Annotated in this window: 15 protein-coding genes and 1 pseudogene; all 16 read left to right on the top strand. The window is 62.8% G+C overall.

What is annotated here, in order from left to right:
• Positions 1-9 precede the first annotated feature (9 nt).
• Positions 10-1,329 carry an FkbM family methyltransferase gene (locus F6X61_RS15040; protein ID WP_153787280.1) on the top strand — a complete coding sequence of 440 codons (1,320 nt, stop codon included), beginning with the start codon at positions 10-12 and terminating at the stop codon, positions 1,327-1,329.
• A 62-nt stretch (positions 1,330-1,391) separates the two neighbouring features.
• Positions 1,392-2,453: an NAD(P)-dependent oxidoreductase gene (locus tag F6X61_RS15035; RefSeq protein WP_153787279.1), complete on the top strand. Its 1,062-nt coding sequence runs from the start codon at positions 1,392-1,394 to the stop codon at positions 2,451-2,453.
• A gap of 49 nt (positions 2,454-2,502) precedes the next feature.
• A complete protein-coding gene (locus F6X61_RS15030; protein ID WP_256671368.1) occupies positions 2,503-7,659 on the top strand; it encodes a glycosyltransferase in 5,157 nt (1,718 codons plus the stop codon).
• Positions 7,660-7,903: 244 nt separating this feature from the next.
• The gene (locus tag F6X61_RS15025) at positions 7,904-9,121 is read left to right on the top strand and encodes a PAS domain-containing sensor histidine kinase (RefSeq protein WP_153787278.1); all 1,218 of its coding nucleotides are present in this window, start codon (positions 7,904-7,906) and stop codon (positions 9,119-9,121) included.
• The gene (locus F6X61_RS15020; protein WP_153787321.1) at positions 9,121-10,497 is read left to right on the top strand and encodes a sigma-54 dependent transcriptional regulator; all 1,377 of its coding nucleotides are present in this window, start codon (positions 9,121-9,123) and stop codon (positions 10,495-10,497) included. The genes F6X61_RS15025 and F6X61_RS15020 overlap by 1 nt, the downstream gene beginning before the upstream one ends.
• 106 nt (positions 10,498-10,603) lie before the next feature.
• A complete protein-coding gene (gene fliE / locus F6X61_RS15015; RefSeq protein WP_110991860.1) occupies positions 10,604-10,936 on the top strand; it encodes a flagellar hook-basal body complex protein FliE in 333 nt (110 codons plus the stop codon).
• A 15-nt stretch (positions 10,937-10,951) separates the two neighbouring features.
• Positions 10,952-12,730: a flagellar basal-body MS-ring/collar protein FliF gene (fliF, locus tag F6X61_RS15010; protein WP_153787277.1), complete on the top strand. Its 1,779-nt coding sequence runs from the start codon at positions 10,952-10,954 to the stop codon at positions 12,728-12,730.
• A complete protein-coding gene (gene fliG, locus F6X61_RS15005; RefSeq protein WP_110991858.1) occupies positions 12,723-13,742 on the top strand; it encodes a flagellar motor switch protein FliG in 1,020 nt (339 codons plus the stop codon). Before fliF ends, fliG begins: the two co-directional genes overlap by 8 nt.
• 133 nt (positions 13,743-13,875) lie before the next feature.
• Complete coding sequence (gene fliH / locus F6X61_RS15000) at positions 13,876-14,649, top strand: flagellar assembly protein FliH (protein ID WP_153787276.1); 774 nt, start codon at positions 13,876-13,878, stop codon at positions 14,647-14,649.
• Positions 14,639-15,994: a flagellar protein export ATPase FliI gene (gene fliI / locus F6X61_RS14995; RefSeq protein ID WP_153787275.1), complete on the top strand. Its 1,356-nt coding sequence runs from the start codon at positions 14,639-14,641 to the stop codon at positions 15,992-15,994. The genes fliH and fliI overlap by 11 nt, the downstream gene beginning before the upstream one ends.
• Positions 15,995-16,000: 6 nt before the next feature.
• Complete coding sequence (fliJ, locus tag F6X61_RS14990; protein WP_110991855.1) at positions 16,001-16,453, top strand: flagellar export protein FliJ; 453 nt, start codon at positions 16,001-16,003, stop codon at positions 16,451-16,453.
• A gap of 120 nt (positions 16,454-16,573) precedes the next feature.
• Positions 16,574-16,879, top strand: coding sequence for an STAS domain-containing protein (locus tag F6X61_RS14985; protein WP_110991854.1), 306 nt, complete (start codon positions 16,574-16,576; stop codon positions 16,877-16,879).
• A gap of 8 nt (positions 16,880-16,887) precedes the next feature.
• Complete coding sequence (locus F6X61_RS14980) at positions 16,888-18,579, top strand: fused response regulator/phosphatase (RefSeq protein WP_153787274.1); 1,692 nt, start codon at positions 16,888-16,890, stop codon at positions 18,577-18,579.
• A gap of 53 nt (positions 18,580-18,632) precedes the next feature.
• Positions 18,633-18,980: an Hpt domain-containing protein gene (locus F6X61_RS14975; protein WP_153787273.1), complete on the top strand. Its 348-nt coding sequence runs from the start codon at positions 18,633-18,635 to the stop codon at positions 18,978-18,980.
• A gap of 73 nt (positions 18,981-19,053) precedes the next feature.
• Positions 19,054-20,391 (top strand): flagellar hook-length control protein FliK, encoded by a 1,338-nt coding sequence (locus F6X61_RS14970; protein ID WP_153787272.1) that lies wholly within the window; start codon positions 19,054-19,056, stop codon positions 20,389-20,391.
• Positions 20,392-20,542: 151 nt separating this feature from the next.
• Positions 20,543-20,639: pseudogene (locus F6X61_RS14965) on the top strand (flagellar basal body-associated protein FliL); the annotation flags it as partial.

Genomic DNA, 20,639 nt, shown 5'->3' with positions numbered 1-20,639 from the left:
GGTAATAAGATGAATGCTGGCTTGTCCTCGCTCGGTGCCGATTTTTCGCAGATGCAGAAAGATTGCCTCTATTCCTTTGCACTTGCGTCAGGCCAGCGTGTGCCGGTTTGCTGGTCGGAAGCGCTTCTGCGTGATGCTCAAGACCGCATCGTGGTCAGGCACCCCTCAAGGCTGGAGGCTTTATCACGCCTTGATGACTACCCCAATATCAAGCGCTTGCTGGACTCGCAGACTGGCCTGGCCGATTTGGCGGAGTTCAAGCGCCAGGCCCGCGACTGCCTGAATGAAGGGTTCTATATCTTTGGCGCCTTCAAGGTCGGTTTGCGCGTGGCGCGTCACGCGCAATTGCGGGGTGTTGAGGTCAAAGGGTTTCTCGACAATGACCGCGCCAAGGACGGTAGTTCATTGGAAGGGCTTTCGATCTCTCATCCTTCCAGTCTTTCGCTTGAAAATGCTGTCGTCGTTGTTGCCAGTGGCAGGCATGGCAACGCCATCTCCAGGCAATTGAGTCAGGTGCCGGGGATTCGTCTGGTCAACATGCACGAGTTTCTGTACGCACTTGATGGCCCGGGGCCGGGCTTGGGTTGCGAGCAGTTTTCAAGTTTTGTCGAAGCGCCGTTGCGTGACCCTTGGCGCTTCATCTCTGCTTTCTTGTGTCTGGATGATGAACCGTCACGTAAGGTGTTCGATGCGTTGATCGGCATGCGAATTCGCCTGTCTATCGCCTCTGCAGAGCAGGCCAAGTCGCCTTGGGATGAAGAGTATTTCGACAAGGCATTCGTACGGCCCGAACAAGCAGCGCGCTTTGTGGACGCCGGTGCAGCAGCTGGCGATACCCTGCATCGCCTGGAGAAGCATTTTGGGCCAGTCGAGCAGGCCTGGCTGTTCGAGCCCGAATTACCGGCGTACTACGAAGCGCTCAAGAGTGTCGCCGATCGCCCTGATGTATGGCTGTTCAATATGGGGCTGGACGCAGTGCCCAGTCGAGCTGTCTATCAGCCGGAGTTGACGTATGACATTGCCGGCGAGTTGAGCAGCGATGTGCCCGCAAACATCACCTCTTTCATTCAGGGCGTGCCTCTGGATGCCGTGGTGCCGGGTAAGGTTGGCTTGTTCAAGCTCGACATCGAGGGCATGGAAGCCTCTGCCTTGCGGGGCGCACGTACGATCATCAAGCGCGACAAGCCTGTGTTGGCTGTCTGTGCCTATCATCGTTCCGACGATTATTGGTACTTGATGGATGAAGTGCAGTCCATCCGCGGCGACTACAAAGTGGGCATTCGTTTATACGCGGACATTCTAGAAGACATCACCTTGTATTTTTATTAGGGCAGTGGGCTGCGGCGGCATTTCCATTCCTCGTTCCAAATACCCATGAGTTCCTGACGCCAATGCCTAGTTTTTCCTTGCATTCACCCATTATCAGCCGCGCGTTGCAGGCCATTCCTTCCACCCTGGGCTTGCACAACGCGCTGGCTGGGCAGCATGTGCTGGTCACCGGCGGTACAGGTTTCTTTGGCTTGTGGTTGTTGGCCTTGTTTCAACAACTGAACCAGCAAGGCGCAGGGGTGACGGTCACTGTTCTGTCACGCAACCCATCGCGATTTCTGGAGGCACAGCCCTGTTACCGTGATTGCGCCTGGCTGCATTGGGTCGGTGGTGATGTGCGTGATCTGCAGGCCGTTCCTGGGCAGCCAGTGAACCTGATCATTCATGCGGCAACCGATACGTCCTCGGCGGCCCATGGCAAGCCGTTGGAAATCTTCGACACCATCGTCGCTGGCGCGCGCCGGGTACTCGACTTGGCGGTGCGCACCCGGGCACGCGTGCTCCTGACGGGCTCGGGCGCACAGTATGGGGCTTTGCGGGCTGGGGCAGATCATGCTGCCGGGATCGCCGAGGGCTTCGCTGGCGCTTGTGCCAGCAACAGCGCAGGGAGTGCCTATGCCGAAGGTAAGCGGGCCCAGGAAACCTTGGGCGCGATTTATGCACAGACCCACGGCATTGACGTAATCATGGCGCGTTGCTTTGCCTTTTCCGGGCCAGGTCTGCCGCTCGATGGCCATTTTGCCATTGGCAACTTTGTTCGTGATGCCCTGTGTGCGGATCAGGTCGAGATCCGCTCTTGCGGCACTGCAGTGCGTAGCTATCTGCACGGTGCAGACCTGGCCGCCTGGCTGCTGGCGTTGCTGGTGAACGGCAAAGCCGGTGAAGCCTACAACGTGGGCTCCGATCAGGCGATCAGCATTGCCGATCTGGCGCATCGCGTTGTCTCGCGAGTGGCGCCAGGCAAACAGGTGCGGATCATGGGGCGTACCGAAGGTGCGGCCCCTTCGTTTTATGTACCGGATATCAGCCAGGCCCGCGAGGCGGGGCTGGATGTCTGGACCACCCTGGATCAGTCGATCGACAGCATGGCTGTCTGGGCGAAATCCATGGGTTATGGCATTTGAATTTCAACGAGGCTGCGTGTGAGCGAGGCCGTGACAGAGGGGATGCGTGATGGATTGGGCCTCAATTGCAGGCGGTAGTTGCCAGGGTGCGCCTTGGCGAGTGGGTATCGCCGGGGTTCAGCTGGGGCAGGAGCACAAGGCATTTCTCATCGGCGATGAGCAATGGCAGAAGCTGCAGACCCTGATTCCTCTTGGCCCGTTGCAGGCCTACGGTAACGCCAACGGCCTCGTCTTCGAGCGAATCGCTGTATCAGACGTCGCCGGTCACTACGACAGTGTGCTTCTGATTGAGCAGGCTTATTCAAGCACCCAGGTGCTGACTTTATCCTCTGGCACGCGCAGCTATCTGATGCGGCTGGAGAGCTCCGTCGATGGCTCGCAGTTGCTCGAGCAGTTCGACAGGGTATTTTTACCTGCCCAAGAGGCTTTCACAGGCCAGCATCTGGTGCGACTCAATCAGCCGCTGGAGCTGCCGCTTGCTGAATTGGCCCCGCGCCCGGCTTTCAAAGGCAAGGCCAGTGTGCTTGGGCGCGACGATATCGAGTTGCAGCGAGCACACTTCGCGCTGTGCGATCATGAGCCCGAATTAGCTGATTGGTTGTCCCCGCAGTGGCAGTCTTGCCTGTTGTCGGGCACCGTGCCTGTGCATACCGCAGCCACTTCGCTGCCAGCGTGGTTTCCGCGTGATTGCTATGTAGACGGCAGTGTATTTAGCAATAGAGCAGACTTGTTCGCCTTCCTTGATGGCATGGCATGGGCGGAATACGAGGCACTGGCAAGTCGCCTGCGCTCGTTTCTCATGCAGGGCAGTGCTCGGCCGGATGAGCGTATTTACCCTTATACCGTCGATTTCTGGATCAATGCGCTGACGTCGGGCATTGCGCTGGACGCCTCTGAGGTTCGTGGTGTTGCGCCGTTGTTGAGCGTCGTTATCCCGGCCTATAACTATGGTCGGTATTTGGGGCAGGCGGTACGGTCCGTATTGGATCAGGGTGTCGAGGGCATTGAAGTCCTGGTTGTGGACAATGCTTCGACGGACAACACGCAATCGGTCATGGCCGAGTTTTCGTCTGATACGCGGGTGCGCTATATGCGCAACCGACGAAACTTCGGGGCCGGCAACAGTTCCCAGAATGGCTTTTGGGTCGCCAAAGGCAAATACATAGTTTTATTCATGGCCGACGATTATATGAATCCCGGTCATGTCATGCGCCTGCTGCCTGCTCTGGAAAGCAATGCCGATCATGCCCTGGGTTACAGCCCGATCTGTTGGGTTGATGAGCAGGGTGATCCTGTAGAAGGGCCAAGCCACCCCGGTCACCGCAGTGAAGATTACACGGGCGGGCGTAATGAGGTTGCGGACCTGCTGATTTACGACAGCTATATCACCCCCTCTGCGGCCATCATTCGCAGGGACGCCTTTTTCAAGGCGTGGCGTCGTGATGTCAGAATTCGCGGGTCTGGTGACTGGCAGCTCATGGTTCAGCTTGGGGAGCTGTTCCCTGACTTTGTTTTCACCACCGTGCCGGGTGTGAGCTATCGCGTTCATGCGGCGCAGCACTCCCATGAGTTCTATGTCTCTTCGGCGCCGCTGGAAGGGCATACCTGTATTCTCGAGGGCGTACTCGAACGTGGCAATGAGGGTCGCCTGAAAGGCTATGAGCGTGAGGTTGCTGCGCATCTCAAGCGCAGGCTGACGCTTTATCCGCACGAGCAGGATACTGCGTTGGGCAAACGGGTACGGCAATTGTGTGGGCGCCTGCAAGCCCTGGCTGAAGACGCTGAGCGAGCGATGTTCTCCATCATCGTCACCACGTATAACCGTCCAGAATTGCTCAGGGATGCGCTGAACAGCATTGGCCGGCAGTCCTTCAAGGACTTCGAAGTCATCCTGGTCAATGACAACGGCGATCCGGTCGAATCACTGCTGGCCGAGTGCGATTTTCCTGTCACCTATATTCGCCAAGGCCGAAATCGCGGTCCAGCCGCTGCCCGCAATACCGCCTTGCGATTAGCCCGTGGCCGCTACGTCGTCTATCTGGACGATGACGACTTGTATCTGCCCAACCATCTCGAAGCATTGGCTACCGCGCTGGCTGACCACCCCGACACCGTTGTGTATACGGATGCGGTGCTCGTTGAGGAAACGATAACGGCGGGCAAGCGCAGCGAAGTGGCGCGTGAGCAGCGCTATCCCCACGAGGCGTACTCCAGGGAGCGCTTGCTGGTTAACAACTATATTCCGGTCAACACCTTTGCCTGCCCTCGTGCGCTTGCCCTTGCGGTGGGCGACTTCGACGAGTCGCTGGCCGGCTTGGAGGATTGGGATTTCCTCATGCGCTTGAGCGCTCGAAGCGCATTCCATCATATTCATTGCGAGACAGTGGAAGTCCGCATGCGCCGGGATGTCAGTGCACCTGCACGGCGTTCGGAACAGGCACTCAAAGATTACCCGGCGCTTTACCGCGAGTTGTATGCGCGCCATAGCGACTATGGTAGCGAAGAAGTCAAGCGCGGGCGCCAGCAAATGCTGGAGCATCTGGGTGAAAAGCCCAAGGCGGCGACACTCCAGGACTGGCTGGGTGCACGCGTTCCGGATGCCGCGCAGAGTCGTCTGATCGAACAGCGTCTGCAAGCGCATCAGGGCGGTCCGGTGATCGGGATTATCGTCCTGGACGCTGATGGCCACCTGGATGCATTGAATGCCTCAGTGCAAAGCTTGAGTCGCGAAAATTGCCTCTATGCCACGCTGAAAATCATCGCATTGACAGCAGGGGAGGCGCCCGCGCCTGCGCTGCAGAACAACCTGCATTGCCTGCATCTGACTGAGGCCAGCCTGAGCGATCAGCTCAACCAGGTGGTTCAGGCAGGTGAGTTCGACTGGTTCATGCTGGTTGAGGCGGGCAGTGAGTTCACTGCGAGCGGCTTGCTGATTGCCGCGCTTGATCTGTTGGCAGCGCCAGGCTGTCGGGCAGTTTACGGTGATGAAGCTTTGCGTGCCGATGGAGCGGCAATCGGCGCTGCGCTGCGTCCTGATCTCAACCTTGATCTGCTGCTCAGTTTCCCGGCGAGCATGTCGCGCCACTGGCTGTTCAACCGCCAGGTGTGGCTGGAAATGGGTGGGTTCCGCCAGGAGGCGGGCCAGGCTATCGAACTGGATTACATCCTGCGCCTGATCGAGGCGGGCGGTTTCGAGGGGCTGGGGCATATCAGCGAGCCGTTGTTGATCAGCAATGCCCCGTCGCTGCGCGACTGCCCGGATGAGCGCGAGGTCATCCAGCGTCATTTGCATGCGCGCGGTTTTGCCCAGGCTCGCGTCGAGTCTCGTTTGCCCGGGCGTTATGAACTCGTCTACGGCGCTTCCGGCGACGTATCGATCAGCATCCTGATCCTGCTCCAGGGCAACAGCGCGGAGCGGGCGCAGCGTTGCATGGAAACCATTCTGGAGAAGAGCACCCATCGAAATTACGAGGTGCTCCTACTGGCGTCGAATGATGCCGGCCCTGCGGTGAGCAGCTGGCTTGATGGCGTTGCCCAGCTCGGTGTCGATAGCATTCGTTGCATGCGTTTCCCTGCCGGCATGGCACCGGTGCGCATGCGCAACCAGGCCGCCGCGCAGGCCCGTGGTGACTTCCTGCTGTGGCTGGACGAAGGCGCTGCCGTGCTTGATAACGATTGGTTGCAGCAGATGCTCAACCACGGCATGCGCCAAGAAGTCGGCGTAGTGGGGGCCAAGCTGGTGGGCGGGGAGGCTACCATCAGCCACGCCGGTTTCGTGCTCGGTCTGAACGGGCCGGTTGGCGAAGCCTTTGCCGGCCAGTCGATGGATGCCCCCGGTTATATGCAACGCCTGCAGATCGACCAGAACTACGTCGCGGTCAGCGGCAAGTGTCTGCTGATAAACAAAGGGCTGTTCCACGAGCTGGGCGGTTTCGACGAGACGCCTGAGCTGCAGCGTTGGGCGGATGTTGATCTGTGCCTGCGTCTGCATCGTGCCGGCTACCTGAATGTCTGGACGCCGCGTGTGCAGATGCTGCTCAGCGAGGATGCCGCAACGCCGGCCAGCATCGAGCAAGAAGATGCCTTGTATGCCCGCTGGTTGCCTGCACTGGCGCGAGATCCGTTCTATAACCCGAACTTCTCGCTGTCTTGCGCCAATGGCTTCGGCCTGGAGTGCGCCGAGCTGAGCTGGCGACCGTTGTCGTCCTGGAAGCCGCTTCCGACGATCCTGGCCCACGCGGCGGATGATGGAGGGTGTGGCAATTACCGGGTTATCCAGCCGCTCGATGCGCTCAAGCGCGAGGGGCTGGCCGAGGGGCAGCTGTCCTGGGCTCACCTGACGCCGGCTGAACTTGAGCGTTACCAGCCGGACAGCATCGTGCTGCAGCGCCAGATCGGCGACCAGCAGATTGAGCACATGCGTCGGATGCACGCGTTTTCACGGGCGTTCAAGGTCTTCGAGCTGGACGACTATTTGCCTAACCTGCCGCTCAAGAGTGTGCACAGGGCGGACATGCCCAAGGATATTTTGCGCGCCCTGCGCCGCGGCCTGGCTTATGTGGACCGCTTCGTCGTCTCTACGCAGCCGCTGGCCGAGGCCTTCGCTGGTCTGCATGGCGACATCAGGGTGGTGCACAACACATTGGATGGCCGCTTCTGGAAAGGCCTCGAAGCCCAGCGTCGGCAGTCGCGCAAACCGCGTGTTGGCTGGGCGGGTGGGGCGAGCCACTCCGGCGACCTGGAAGTCATCGCCGACGTAGTCAAGGAATTGGCCAACGAGGTGGAGTGGGTGTTCTTCGGCATGTGCCCGGATAAGCTGCGGCCCTATATCCATGAGTTCCACGAGAGTGTTTCGCTTGAGAATTACCCGAAGACACTGGCCAGAATGAATCTGGACCTGGCCCTGGCGCCCGTGGAACAGAACCTGTTCAACGAGTGCAAGAGCAACCTGCGCCTGCTGGAGTATGGCGCCTGCGGTTTCCCGGTGATCGCCAGCGACCTGCGTTGCTACCAGGGCTACAACGACTTGCCGGTGACCTTGGTAAAGAACCGCTTCCGTTCCTGGGTGGAGGCCATTCGCATGCACATCAGCGATCTGGATGCCACGGCGAAGGCGGGCGATGCACTGCGCAATGCAGTGCTGGGTGGCTGGATGCTCGAAGGCGACAACCTGAGTAACTGGCACAAGGCCTGGCTGCCGGACTGAGCCGCGCTTGAGGCCCTCGCGCTTTCCGGCGAGGGCCTTGCGGTACGCCTGTTGCGGCCTCTTCGCGGGTGAACCCGCTCCCACAAGCAGAGTGCAGGTCTTGCGTTCTGCGCGGTCAGGTGGGAGCGGGTTTACCCGCGAAGAGGCCGGTGCAGTCTCCGCAAATCCCCATCTCCGGCACGGCTATTGCTTCACCGCTGGCAACATACCGTTTTTATGACGGTTAGCCACGCGAGAGAGCACGATGCCCCAGGCCGCCCAAGTAACTCGAGCCCCCGATCAGCAGGGGCGGACCCCGGTCGAGCAGGACAGCCGCCAGGGTATCGAGCAAGCCTTTGCCCTGTTCAATCAGGTGTCCAGTCAGCTGAGCCAGTCCTACAGCATGCTCGAAGCCCGGGTCAGCGAACTCAAGGGCGAGCTGGCAGTGGTCAGCGCCCAGCGCATCGACGAACTCAGCGAAAAGGAACGCCTGGCCAACCGTCTGCAGAACTTGCTGGACCTGTTGCCCGGTGGGGTGATCGTGATCGACGACCAGGGCCTGGTGCGCGACGCCAACCCGGCCGCCTGCGAGCTGCTCGGCGAGCCATTGATCGGCCAGTTGTGGCGCCAGGTGATCGCCCGCAGCTTTGCCCCGCGCAAGGACGACGGCCATGAAGTTTCGCTGCGCGATGGCCGCCGCCTCTCGATCGCCACTCGCTCGCTGGATGCCGAACCCGGCCAGTTGGTGCTGCTCAATGACCTGACTGAAACCCGTCGCCTGCAAGACCAGCTGGCGCGCCATGAGCGGCTGTCCTCCCTGGGGCGCATGGTCGCCTCGCTCGCGCACCAGATCCGCACGCCGCTGTCTGCGGCCATGCTCTATGCCAGTCACCTGGCCGATAGTGAAAAAGACCTGTCGGTGGAAACCCGTCAGCGTTTTGCCGGCAGCCTCAAGGAACGCCTGCATGAACTGGAGCATCAGGTCCGCGACATGCTGGTGTTCGCCCGTGGAGAGCTGCCCCTGGTTGACCGGTTGACGCCCAAGGCGTTGTTCCAGGCGCTGCAGCAGGCGGCCCAGGTCCATGTTCAGGGCCATGCGGTGCGTTGGCAGTGCGACACCCACCTGGGTGAGTTGCTGTGCAACCGTGACACCTTGGTCGGTGCCTTGCTCAACCTGATCGAAAATGCCTTGCAGGCCAGTGCCGAGCCGGCGCGGCTCAAGGTGCACCTGTATCGCCGCGGGCAGAGCCTGCACCTGAGTGTCAGCGATGCTGGCTGTGGCATCCCGGCAGAGCTGCTGGCGCGGCTGGGTGAACCCTTCCTGACCACCAAGTCGACCGGTACCGGGCTTGGCCTGGCAGTGGTCCAGGCGGTGGTGCGGGCGCACCAGGGCAGTTTGCACCTGCGCTCCAGGCCTGGACGTGGCACCCGTGTTCGCGTGGAGTTGCCGCTGATCGTTGCTGCTGCGGGGGAGGGTGCGTGATGGAGATCAAAGTGCTGCTGGTCGAAGACGACCGCACCCTGCGCCAGGCGCTGGCGGACACGCTCGAGATCGGCGGCTTCGCCCATCACGCCGTCGGCTCGGCGGAAGAGGCGCTGCACGCCGTGGCCCGGGAGCCCTTCAGCCTGGTGGTCAGTGATGTGAACATGCCGGGTATGGATGGCCATCAGTTGCTGGCGCAATTGGGTCGCAATCACCCGCAACTGCCGGTGCTGCTGATGACTGCCCATGCGGCGGTCGAGCGCGCGGTTGACGCGATGCGCCAGGGAGCGGTGGACTACCTGGTCAAGCCGTTCGAGCCCAAGGCGTTGCTCAGCCTGGTCGAGCGGCATGCCGCCGGCCAACTCGGCGCAGGCGACGACGCGGGGCCAGTGGCCTGCGAGCCGGCCAGCCGACAGTTGCTGGAATTGGCGGCGCGGGTTGCGCGCAGCGACTCGACCGTGCTGATCTCGGGCGAGTCCGGCACTGGCAAAGAAGTGCTGGCGCGCTACATCCACCGGCAGTCGCCGCGGGCAGAAGCGCCGTTCGTGGCGATCAACTGCGCGGCAATCCCCGACAACATGCTCGAGGCCACGCTGTTCGGCCATGAAAAGGGGGCCTTCACCGGCGCCATCGCGGCTCAGGCCGGCAAGTTCGAGCAGGCCGAAGGCGGCACCTTGCTGCTGGATGAAGTGTCGGAAATGCCGCTGGGGTTGCAGGCCAAGCTGTTGCGCGTGTTGCAGGAGCGCGAGGTCGAACGCGTCGGCGGGCGTAAGCCCATCGCCTTGGATATCCGCATTCTCGCCACGACCAACCGTGATCTGGCGGGTGAGGTGGCGGCGGGGCGCTTCCGCGAAGATCTTTACTATCGCCTGTCGGTATTCCCCATGGCCTGGCAGGCCCTGCGCGAGCGCCCGGCCGATATCGTGCCGCTGGCCGAGCGCCTGCTGGCGCGCCATGCCCGCAAGATGTGCCATGCCCAGGTGCGCTTGTCTGCCCAGGCGCAGGCTTGCCTGCAGGCCTATGCCTGGCCGGGCAACGTGCGTGAGCTGGACAACGCCATACAGCGCGCGCTGATTCTGCAGCAGGGTGGTGTGATCGAGGCGGCGGATTTCTGTCTGGCCGGCGCCATTCCGTTGTCGCCTTCGAGCGAGGCCACTATTGTGCCATCATGCCTGGAAACAGGCGCCGAGGCGGGTGGATTGGAGGGCGACATGCGGCGTCACGAATTCCAGATGATCATCGACACCTTGCGCGCCGAGCGCGGGCGTCGCAAGGAAGCTGCCGAACGCCTGGGCATCAGCCCGCGTACGCTGCGCTACAAGCTGGCGCAGATGCGTGACGCAGGGTTCGATGTCGAGGCCAGCCTGTTCGGCTGAGGCGTTGATTTGAAAGGTTTGCGGGCTGTCTGGCACTGCTCTTGCTAGTTTCAGCCCATTCGCTGCATGAGTGTCAAAAAAATGCGGCCGCCGGAGAGAGAAGTCCATGACCCAAGGTGTTGAATTCAATCGTCTGATGCTGGATATGCGTGCCATGCAGGCCGATGCCATGTCCATGCCCAAAGCGGCTGCCGCCCCTGAGCTGGCGCCTGGGCAAAGCAGTTTTGCCGACATGCTCGGCCAGGCCATTGGCAAGGTGAGCGAGACGCAGCAGGCCTCCACTCAACTGTCCAACGCTTTCGAAATCGGCAAGAGCGGCGTCGACCTGACAGATGTGATGATCGCTTCGCAGAAGGCCTCCGTGTCGTTCCAGGCACTGACCCAAGTGCGTAACAAGCTGGTGCAAGCGTACCAGGACATCATGCAGATGCCGGTTTAAGGCGAGAGTTGATTCATGGCCGAAGCAGTCGTCGATAACGCCCCCGCAAAAAGCGGCCCGCCAGCAGCCAAGCCGCCGCTGTTCGGCCTGTCGTTCCTGGAAAACATCTCGCAGATGCCCATGCTGCGTCAGGTTGGCCTGCTGGTCGGCCTGGCCGCCAGCGTGGCCATCGGCTTCGCCGTGGTGCTCTGGTCGCAGCAGCCGGACTACCGGCCGCTGTACGGCAGCCTGGCGGGCATGGACACCAAGCAGGTCATGGATACCCTGGCCTCTGCCGATATCCCCTACACCGTTGAGCCGAACTCCGGCGCGCTGTTGGTCAAGGCCGACGATCTCTCCCGTGCGCGCCTGAAGCTGGCCGCCGCCGGCGTAGCGCCAAGCGACGGCAACGTCGGCTTCGAACTGCTCGACAAGGATCAGGGCCTGGGTACCAGCCAGTTCATGGAGGCCACCCGCTACCGTCGTGGTCTTGAAGGTGAACTGGCGCGCACCGTGTCCAGCCTCAACAACGTCAAGGCTGCCCGCGTGCACCTGGCCATCCCGAAAAGCTCGGTGTTCGTGCGTGACGAGCGCAAGCCAAGCGCCTCGGTGCTGGTCGAGCTGTATCCAGGGCGCGCCCTGGAGGCCGGCCAGGTCATGGCCATCGTCAACCTGGTGGCCACCAGCGTTCCGGAACTGGACAAGTCCCAGGTGACCGTGGTCGACCAGAAGGGCAACCTGCTCTCCGACCAGTTGCAGGACACCGCGCTGACCATGGCCGGCAAGCAGTTCGACTACAGCCGCCGCATGGAAGGCATGCTCACCCAGCGCGTGCATAACATCCTGCTGCCGGTTCTGGGCAACGACCGCTACAAGGCCGAAGTGTCGGCCGACGTCGACTTCAGCGCCGTCGAGTCCACCTCCGAGCAGTTCAACCCCGATCAACCGGCGTTGCGCAGCGAGCAGTCGGTCAACGAACAGCGCGCCAGCAGCCAGGGCCCGCAAGGCGTGCCAGGTGCGCTGAGCAACCAGCCGCCGGCAGGCGCCAGTGCGCCTGAGAATGCCACGGCTGCTGCAACCCCCGCCGGCGCCATCCAGCCCGGGCAGCCGCTGGTGGATGCCAACGGCCAGCAGATCATGGACCCGGCCACCGGCCAGCCGATGCTGGCGCCGTACCCGTCCGACAAGCGTCAGCAGTCGACCAAGAATTTCGAACTGGACCGCTCCATCAGCCACACCCGTCAGCAGCAGGGTCGGCTGTCCCGCCTGTCGGTGGCAGTCGTAGTGGATGACCAGGCCAAGGTCGACGCCGCCACCGGCGAGACTACTCGCACGCCCTGGGGTGCCGAGGACCTGGCGCGCTTCACCCGCCTGGTGCAGGACGCGGTGGGCTTCGATGCCAGCCGTGGCGACAGCGTCACCGTCATCAACGTACCGTTCGCCGCCGACCGTGGCGAGCAACTGGTCGACATTCCGTTCTACTCGCAGCCGTGGTTCTGGGACATCGTCAAGCAGGTGCTGGGCGTGGTGTTCATCCTGGTCCTGGTGTTCGGCGTGCTGCGTCCGGTGCTCAACAACATTACCGGTGGCGGCAAGCAGGCTGCCACAGACAGCGACATGGAGCTGGGCGGCATGATCGGTCTGGATGGCGAACTGGCCAACGACCGCGTCAGCCTGGGTGGCCCGACAAGCATTCTGTTGCCGAGCCCGAGCGAGGGTTACGAGGCACAGCTCAACGCAATCAAGGGCCTGGTGGCCGAAGACCCGGGCCGCGTGGCCCAGGTCGTGAAAGAGTGGATCAACGCCGATGAGTGACAACCGAGCCGTTACCGCCAAGCTGAGCCGCGTCGACAAGGCGGCCATCCTCCTGCTGTCGCTCGGCGAGACCGACGCCGCACAGGTCCTGCGCCACATGGGGCCGAAGGAAGTGCAGCGGGTCGGTGTGGCCATGGCGCAAATGGGCAATGTGCACCGCGAGCAGGTCGAGCAGGTGATGAGCGAGTTCGTCGAGATCGTCGGCGACCAGACCAGCCTGGGCGTGGGTTCCGACGGCTACATTCGCAAGATGCTCAATCAGGCACTGGGTGAGGACAAGGCCAACGGCCTGATCGACCGCATTCTGCTCGGTGGCAACACCAGCGGTCTGGACAGCCTCAAGTGGATGGAGCCGCGTGCCGTGGCCGACGTCATCCGTTTCGAGCACCCGCAGATCCAGGCCATCGTGGTTGCCTACCTCGACCCTGACCAGGCCGGCGAGGTGCTGAGCAACTTCGACCACAAGGTGCGCCTCGACATCGTCCTGCGCGTGTCGTCGCTCAATACCGTACAGCCTGCGGCGCTCAAAGAGCTCAATCAGATTCTCGAGAAGCAGTTCTCCGGCAACTCCAACGCTGCCCGCACCACCTTGGGCGGCATCAAGCGTGCTGCCGACATCATGAACTTCCTCGACAGTTCGGTGGAAGGTGCGCTGATGGATGCGATCCGCGAGATCGACAGCGACCTGTCGGAGCAGATCGAAGACCTGATGTTCGTCTTCAACAACCTGGCCGATGTCGACGACCGGGGTATCCAGGCGCTGCTGCGCGAGGTGTCCTCGGATGTACTGGTGGTATCGCTCAAGGGCGCCGACGAGCGGGTCAAGGACAAGGTGTTCAAGAACATGTCCAAGCGCGCCTCGGAACTGCTGCGCGACGACCTGGAGGCCAAAGGGCCGGTGCGGGTCAGCGACGTGGAGACCGCGCAGAAGGAAATCCTCACCATCGCCCGACGCATGGCCGAGGCCGGCGAGATCGTGCTTGGCGGCAAGGGCGCCGAGGAAATGATCTAAGCCGCCGCTCCTGTGGGAGCGGGCTTGCCCCGCGAGGCGTCCGAGCCGGCGATTGAGGTTGCCAGGGCGGGCACAATCGCGGGCCAAGCCCGCTCCCACAGGGACCTGTCAAGGTTTTCGAGAAGCTCACAGCATGTCCACCACCGAACACCCCAGCGAACTGATCCGCGCCCGCGACCTCGAGGGCGTCGACGTCTGGGCGCTGCCCAGCTTCGATCCGGAGCCCGAACCCGAGCCTGAACCCGAGCCGGAAGTCATCGAGGAAGAGGTCGAGGAAGTGCCGCTGGAGGAAGTCCAGCCGCTCACCCTCGAAGAGCTCGAGGCCATCCGCCAGGAGGCCTACAACGAAGGCTTCGCCACCGGCGAGCGCGAAGGCTTCCACAGCACCCAGCTGAAGGTTCGACAGGAGGCCGAAGTGGCCCTGGCCGCCAAGCTGGCCAGCCTGGAGCAGGTCATGCTGCACCTGCTCGACCCGATCGCCGAGCAAGACACTCAGATCGAAAAAGGCCTGGTGCAACTGGTTGCGAACATTACCCGCCAGGTCATCGGCCGTGAATTGCGCAGTGATTCCAGCCAGGTTACCCATGTCCTGCGTGAAGCCCTCAAGCTGTTGCCGATGGGGGCAGACAACATCCGTATCCACCTCAATCCCCAGGACTTCGAACTGGCCAAGGCCCTGCGCGAACGCCACGAAGAAAACTGGAAGCTGCTGGAAGACGAGGCCCTGCTGCCCGGAGGCTGCCGGATCGAAACGGCGCACAGTCGCATCGATGCGACCATGGAAACGCGTATCGAGAAGGCCGTGGCGCAATTGTTCGACCAGTCCCATGACCAGTTCCTGCACCCGGCGGCGCCGGACATCGCGGTCGAGCTGGATGTGTCGACGGGTGGCACCGATGCGCCTTGACCGCACCAGCTTCGGCAAGCGCCTGGCGGGTTACAACGATGCGGTGCGCTTGCCCGACCAGCCGGTGGTGGAAGGCCGCCTGCTGCGCATGGTTGGCCTGACGCTCGAGGCGGAAGGCTTGCGCGCGGCCGTCGGCAGCCGCTGCCTGGTGATCAACGACGACAGCTATCACCCGGTACGGGTCGAGGCTGAAGTCATGGGTTTTGCCGGTAGCAAGGTGTTCCTGATGCCGGTAGGCAGCATTGTCGGCCTCGCCCCCGGCGCGCGCGTGGTGCCGCTGGACGACGGCGGCCGCCTGCCCATGGGCATGAGCATGCTCGGGCGGGTGCTCGACGGCGCCGGGCGGGCGCTGGACGGCAAAGGCGGCATGAAGGCCGAAGACTGGGTGCCGATGGACGGTCCGGTCATCAACCCGCTCAATCGCGACCCGATCAGCCGGCCGCTGGATGTCGGCATTCGCAGTATCAATGGCCTGCTCACCGTCGGCCGCGGCCAGCGTCTGGGGCTGTTCGCCGGTACCGGTGTGGGTAAGTCGGTACTGCTGGGGATGATGACCCGTTTCACCGAGGCCGAGATCATCGTGGTCGGGCTGATTGGTGAGCGGGGCCGTGAGGTGAAGGAGTTCATCGAGCACATCCTCGGTGAAGAGGGACTCAAGCGTTCCGTAGTAGTGGCCTCGCCGGCGGACGATGCGCCCTTGATGCGTCTGCGCGCGGCGATGTACTGCACGCGCATCGCCGAGTACTTCCGCGACAAGGGCAAGAACGTCCTGCTGCTGATGGACTCGCTGACCCGTTTTGCCCAGGCGCAGCGCGAGATCGCCCTGGCCATCGGCGAGCCGCCAGCCACCCGTGGTTATCCGCCTTCGGTGTTCGCCAAGCTGCCCAAGCTGGTGGAGCGGGCCGGTAATGGCGAGGCGGGCGGTGGTTCGATCACCGCGTTCTACACCGTGCTCTCCGAGGGTGACGACCAGCAGGACCCGATCGCCGACTCGGCGCGCGGTGTGCTCGACGGCCACTTCGTGCTGTCCCGGCGCCTGGCCGAGGAAGGTCACTATCCGGCCATCGACATCGAAGCTTCGATCAGCCGTGTCATGCCCCAGGTGGTCGACGCCGATCACCTGCGCCAGGCGCAGAAATTCAAGCAGCTTTGGTCGCGCCTGTCGCAGAGCCGTGACCTGATCAGCGTGGGCGCCTATGTCGCCGGTGGCGATCCGGAGACGGATCTGGCCATCGCGCTGCAGCCCAAACTGGTGGACTTCCTGCGCCAGGGCCTGCAGGAGAACGTCGGCATGGCGCAGAGCCGCGAACAGCTGGGCGCGATCTTCGTGCCGCCGGCAGGCTGATAGGCCATGGCCCAGCCTGGTCGAGCAGCGCGCCTGGCGCCCGTCGTGGATATGGCCGAGGAGGCCGAGCGCAAGGCTGCCCAGCGCCTGGGGCATTTCCAGCAGCAGGTGGTGCAGGCGCAGGCCAGGCTCGACGAGCTGGCGCAATTTCGCGAGGGTTATCAGGCGCAGTGGATAACCCGGGGCGGGCAGGGTGTCGACGGCAACTGGCTGCTCAATTACCAGCGCTTTCTCGGCCAGCTGGAAACCGCCATGACCCAGCAGCGCCAGAGCCTGAACTGGCACCAGAACAACCTCAACAACGCCCGCAACATCTGGCAGCAGGCCTATGCGCGGGTCGAAGGGCTGCGCAAGCTGGTGCAGCGCTATATCGACGAGGCCCGTCGGGCGGAAGACAAGCGTGAACAGCGGCTGCTCGACGAGCTGTCGCAGCGCTTGCCGCGGCACGGGCCGCTTTAGCGGCGGTCTCCAAGCCCATTGCGGGGCTTTGCGCATCCCGCTCATTGCGGTTTGCAGCATGGGCCTGTGGCTGCTAAACCTTCAGGAGCCGCATTCGCCATCATCGAAGGAATCGCTCGCATGGCAGTCGAAACCGATTTTTCACAGGAAGGGAAAAAGCTGACGATCAAGGTCAAGGGTCGCTTCGATTTCGGTAAGCATCAGGAATTCAGGGATGCTTACGAGCGTCAGCGCCTGCGGCCGGAGACGGTGGTCGTCGACTTGAAGGATGCCACTTATCTGGACAGTTCGGCGTTGGGCATGCTGCTGTTGCTGCGTGACCACGTGGGCGGGGACGACTCGGACATCCGCGTGGTCCATGCCAGCCCGGATGTGCGCAAGATCCTGGCCATCTCCAACTTCGACAAGCTGTTCGATATCGGTTGAGCGCGGCCATGCCTGCCGAACAGGCGTTGACCGTACTGGTCGCCGAGGACGGTGCCGCAGATCGTATGTTGCTGGCGCAGATCGTGCGGCGCCAGGGCCATGAGGTATTTACCGCCGAAAACGGCGAGCAGGCAGTGGCGCTGTTTGCCGAGCGCCGGCCGCAACTGGTATTGCTCGATGCCTTGATGCCGGTGATGGATGGCTTCGAGGCCGCGCGCCAGATCAAGGCACTGGCCGGCGAGGCGTTGGTGCCGATCATCTTCCTGACCTCGCTCAACGAAGAGCAGGCGCTGGTGCGCTGCCTGGAAGCCGGTGGCGACGACTTCATGGCCAAACCCTACAGTGCGGTGATTCTCGCCGCCAAGATACGTGCCATGGACCGCTTGCGGCGCCTGCAGGCCACGGTCCTGGCGCAGCGTGACGAAATTGTCCGGCATCACCATTACCTGCTCAACGAACAGCGAGTGGCCAAGGCTGTGTTCGACAAGGTCGCCCATTCCGGTTGCCTCAACGCATCGAACATTCGTTACCTGCAGTCACCCTACGCGCTGTTCAATGGCGATCTGCTGCTGGCGGCGTTCACCCCGGCCGGGGACATGCATGTGCTGCTGGGCGACTTCACCGGCCATGGCCTGCCGGCGGCGGTCGGCGCCATGCCCCTGGCGGAGGTGTTCTACGGCATGACCGCCAAGGGCTACGGGCTGGTCGAGACGCTGCGTGAAATGAACGCCAAGCTCAAGCGCATCCTGCCGGTGGACATGTTCTGTTGTGCGCTGCTGCTCAACCTGAGCTTTCAGCGCGGTACCGTGGAAGTGTGGAATGGCGGCATGCCCGATGGCTACCAGCTGTCCGCCGAGGGCGAGGTGCTGGCGGTGCTGCCTTCGCAGCATCTGCCGCTGGGTATCCTTTGCCCCTCGAAATTCGATGACACCACGCAGGTGATGCCCCTTGCCGTTGGCGAACGCTTGCTGTTGCTGTCCGATGGCGTGGTCGACAGTGGTGACGGGCAGGAGGGCTTGTTCGGCGTGCAGCGGCTGCGTGAGGTGCTGGCAGCCAATCGGCAGCCGGCGCACTTGCTCGATGAGGTCATGGGCGCGTTGCAGGCCTTCGGCGGGCAGTCGCGGGATGACATCAGCCTGTGCGACATTCGCATGCTGGCGCCAGAGCAGGTGGTGCCGCAGGCCATGGTCTATTCCGATAGCGGGCGCTCGAGCCCGCTGGAGTGGTCGTTGAACTTCGAGTTGCGCGGTGAAAGCCTCAGGCGCTTCAACCCGGTGCCTTACCTGGTGCAACTCTTGCTGGAAATCCACGGCCTGAGGCCGAGCAGCGGCAAGTTGCACAGCGTGCTCAGCGAGTTGTACTCCAACGCCCTGGAACACGGTGTGCTGGGGCTCGACTCGCGGCTCAAGTGCGACTCGCAGGGCTTTGCCGAGTACTATCGCCAGCGCAGTCAACGCCTGGCCGAACAGTTGCAGGGTTTCGTCGGTATCAGCCTGCGGGTGGAACCGCGCAGTGAAGGCGGCCGTCTGATGATCGAGGTCCGCGACAGCGGTGCAGGGTTCGATGTGGCCAAAGTGCTTGCCCGTCAACCGCACGAGCAGGGCTTGAGTGGCCGTGGCCTGAGCCTGGTGACCCGTCTGGGGCACCGCGCCCGCTGGCTGGAAGGCGGGCGATTGGCGCGAGTGGAGTTCGATTGGTGAGCCCGGGGTTCTCCGGGCTTGGATGTGACAAGGCTTGATCAGGGAGTGAGCAAGTGGTGGACATGCATATCGATCACAAGGTGCTGCATGACCTGCGTGAGGTCATGGAGGGTGGCTACCTGCAATTGCTGGAAACCTTCCTGGAAGACTCCGAGCGGCGCCTGAGCCAGTTGCACAAGGCCAGGGATGCCGCCGAGCTGGGCTTGGCGGCGCACAGCTTCAAGGGCAGCAGCAGCAACATGGGGGCTGTCGAGTTGGCGCGGCTTTGCCAGCAACTGGAGGAGCGCGCACGGCAGGTTCCGTTGTATGGCATAGAAGACCTGATCAACCGTATTGACCAGGAGTATCAGGCCGTCGAGCTGTTCTATCGCAGTGAAAGCCAACGCATTTCAACTGACTGAGGGTGTTCTGGCGCGAGTTTTGCCTGTCTTTGCCCATTCGATTTTTTTGAGTTTCGGCGCGGAGACCTTTTCTATGCCTGTCGCACCCAATCCATTGTTGCAAACTGGCCTTGCGAGCAGCGCCTCGCGCCCGACCGCCAGTGTGGCGGACAAATCGCCGAAGGCGGCGGATGGCCGGGGTGCCGGCTTCGATCAGGTGATGTCCAGGCAGGGCCGCGACAGCGTTCCCGCCCGTGACGACAAGGCCAGCCAAGGCCCTGCGCAAGCAACCGCCAGCAATAAGCCGGCGGCGGTGGCCGGCGGCAAGAAGGAGTCTGCCGCCTCGAAAGACGTTGCCGATGACGGCAATAACTTGCCAGCGACCCTCCCGGATGGCAGCGCCACAGCTGAAACCACCGATACCGCTGATACGACGATCATTGATGCCAGCCTGGTCGCAGGCCAGGTCACCGATGCCCAGCCGGGTGCCCAATTGATCCAGGCCCAGGCCGAGGTGGTCGCGCCGGTGTTGCAGGCAGCCCAGCAACCAACGCTGCAGCCTGCGCCGCCCGTGGCAGAGGCAAAGGTATCGGCACCGGTGGCCGAGTTCGACCCTGATGCCGACCCGCTCGCCGACATGCCGACCCTGCGTCTGGCCCTTGAGCAGAGCGCCAAGGCCCAGGGAACGACCTCGGCCCATGCCAGCACTGCACGCGCCGACACGAGTCAGCAACCTGCCGAGCCTGACCCGATTGCCGTCAATACCTTGGCGAATATGGTCGGCAAGGCGGAGCCCGAGCCCGGGCATGCCGAGCAGGGCGACAAGGCATTCGCCGGGCTGCTGGATAGCGGCCTCAAGGACCTCAAGGGCGCCAGCAGCGACACGCGCGTGGATGACTTTGCCGATCGCCTGGCCAACCTCACCCAGGCCGCTACCCCCAAGACCGCCAATGCCGTGCCGGTAACCCCCAGCCCGCTGCAACAGCCGCTGGCGATGAACCAGGGTGCCTGGACCGAGGGCCTGGTGAACCGCGTCATGTACCTGTCCAGCCAGAACCTCAAGTCGGCGGATATCCAGCTTGAGCCTGCCGAACTTGGCCGCCTCGACATCCGGGTCAATGTGGCGGCGGACCAGCCCACGCAGATCCACTTCGTCAGTGGCCATGCCGGCGTGCGCGAGGCCCTCGACAGCCAGGTCCATCGCCTGCGTGAGCTGTTCACCCAGCAGGGCTTGGCCCAGCCTGACGTGAGTGTTGCCGACCAGTCCCGTGGCCAGCAGCAACAGCAGGCCCAGCAGGACGCTTCGAACCTGTCCGGCGTGGCGGCCCGTCGTGCCGCTGCCGCGGGCGAGGGTGGTGAACTGGCCGATGCCGGCCAGCCGGTGGAGCAGCAGGTAGTGGTGGGCGACAGCGCGGTCGACTACTACGCCTGATGCTTTGCACGCCCCCTGTAGGAGCGGCCTTGTGTCGCGAACAGGCCGCTCCTACAAGGGGCGTGCGGCATGCTCCCGACAAATCTGGCATAACACTTGCTCAAGCCACGTCATCCTTCTTTGAAACCGCGATGGACGACGGATTATTGGCATGGCGAAGAGCGACGCAGTGAAAGACCCCGCCACTAAAGGCAAACTCAAGCTGATCCTGCTGCTGGTGCTGGCCCTGCTGCTGGCGGTCGGCCTGT

It is taken from the genome of Pseudomonas sp. EMN2 (assembly GCF_009650555.1).
Lineage (GTDB): Bacteria > Pseudomonadota > Gammaproteobacteria > Pseudomonadales > Pseudomonadaceae > Aquipseudomonas > Aquipseudomonas sichuanensis.
The sequence above is the reverse complement of the archived record's forward strand: the minus strand, read 5'-3'. Positions and strand labels throughout refer to the sequence as shown.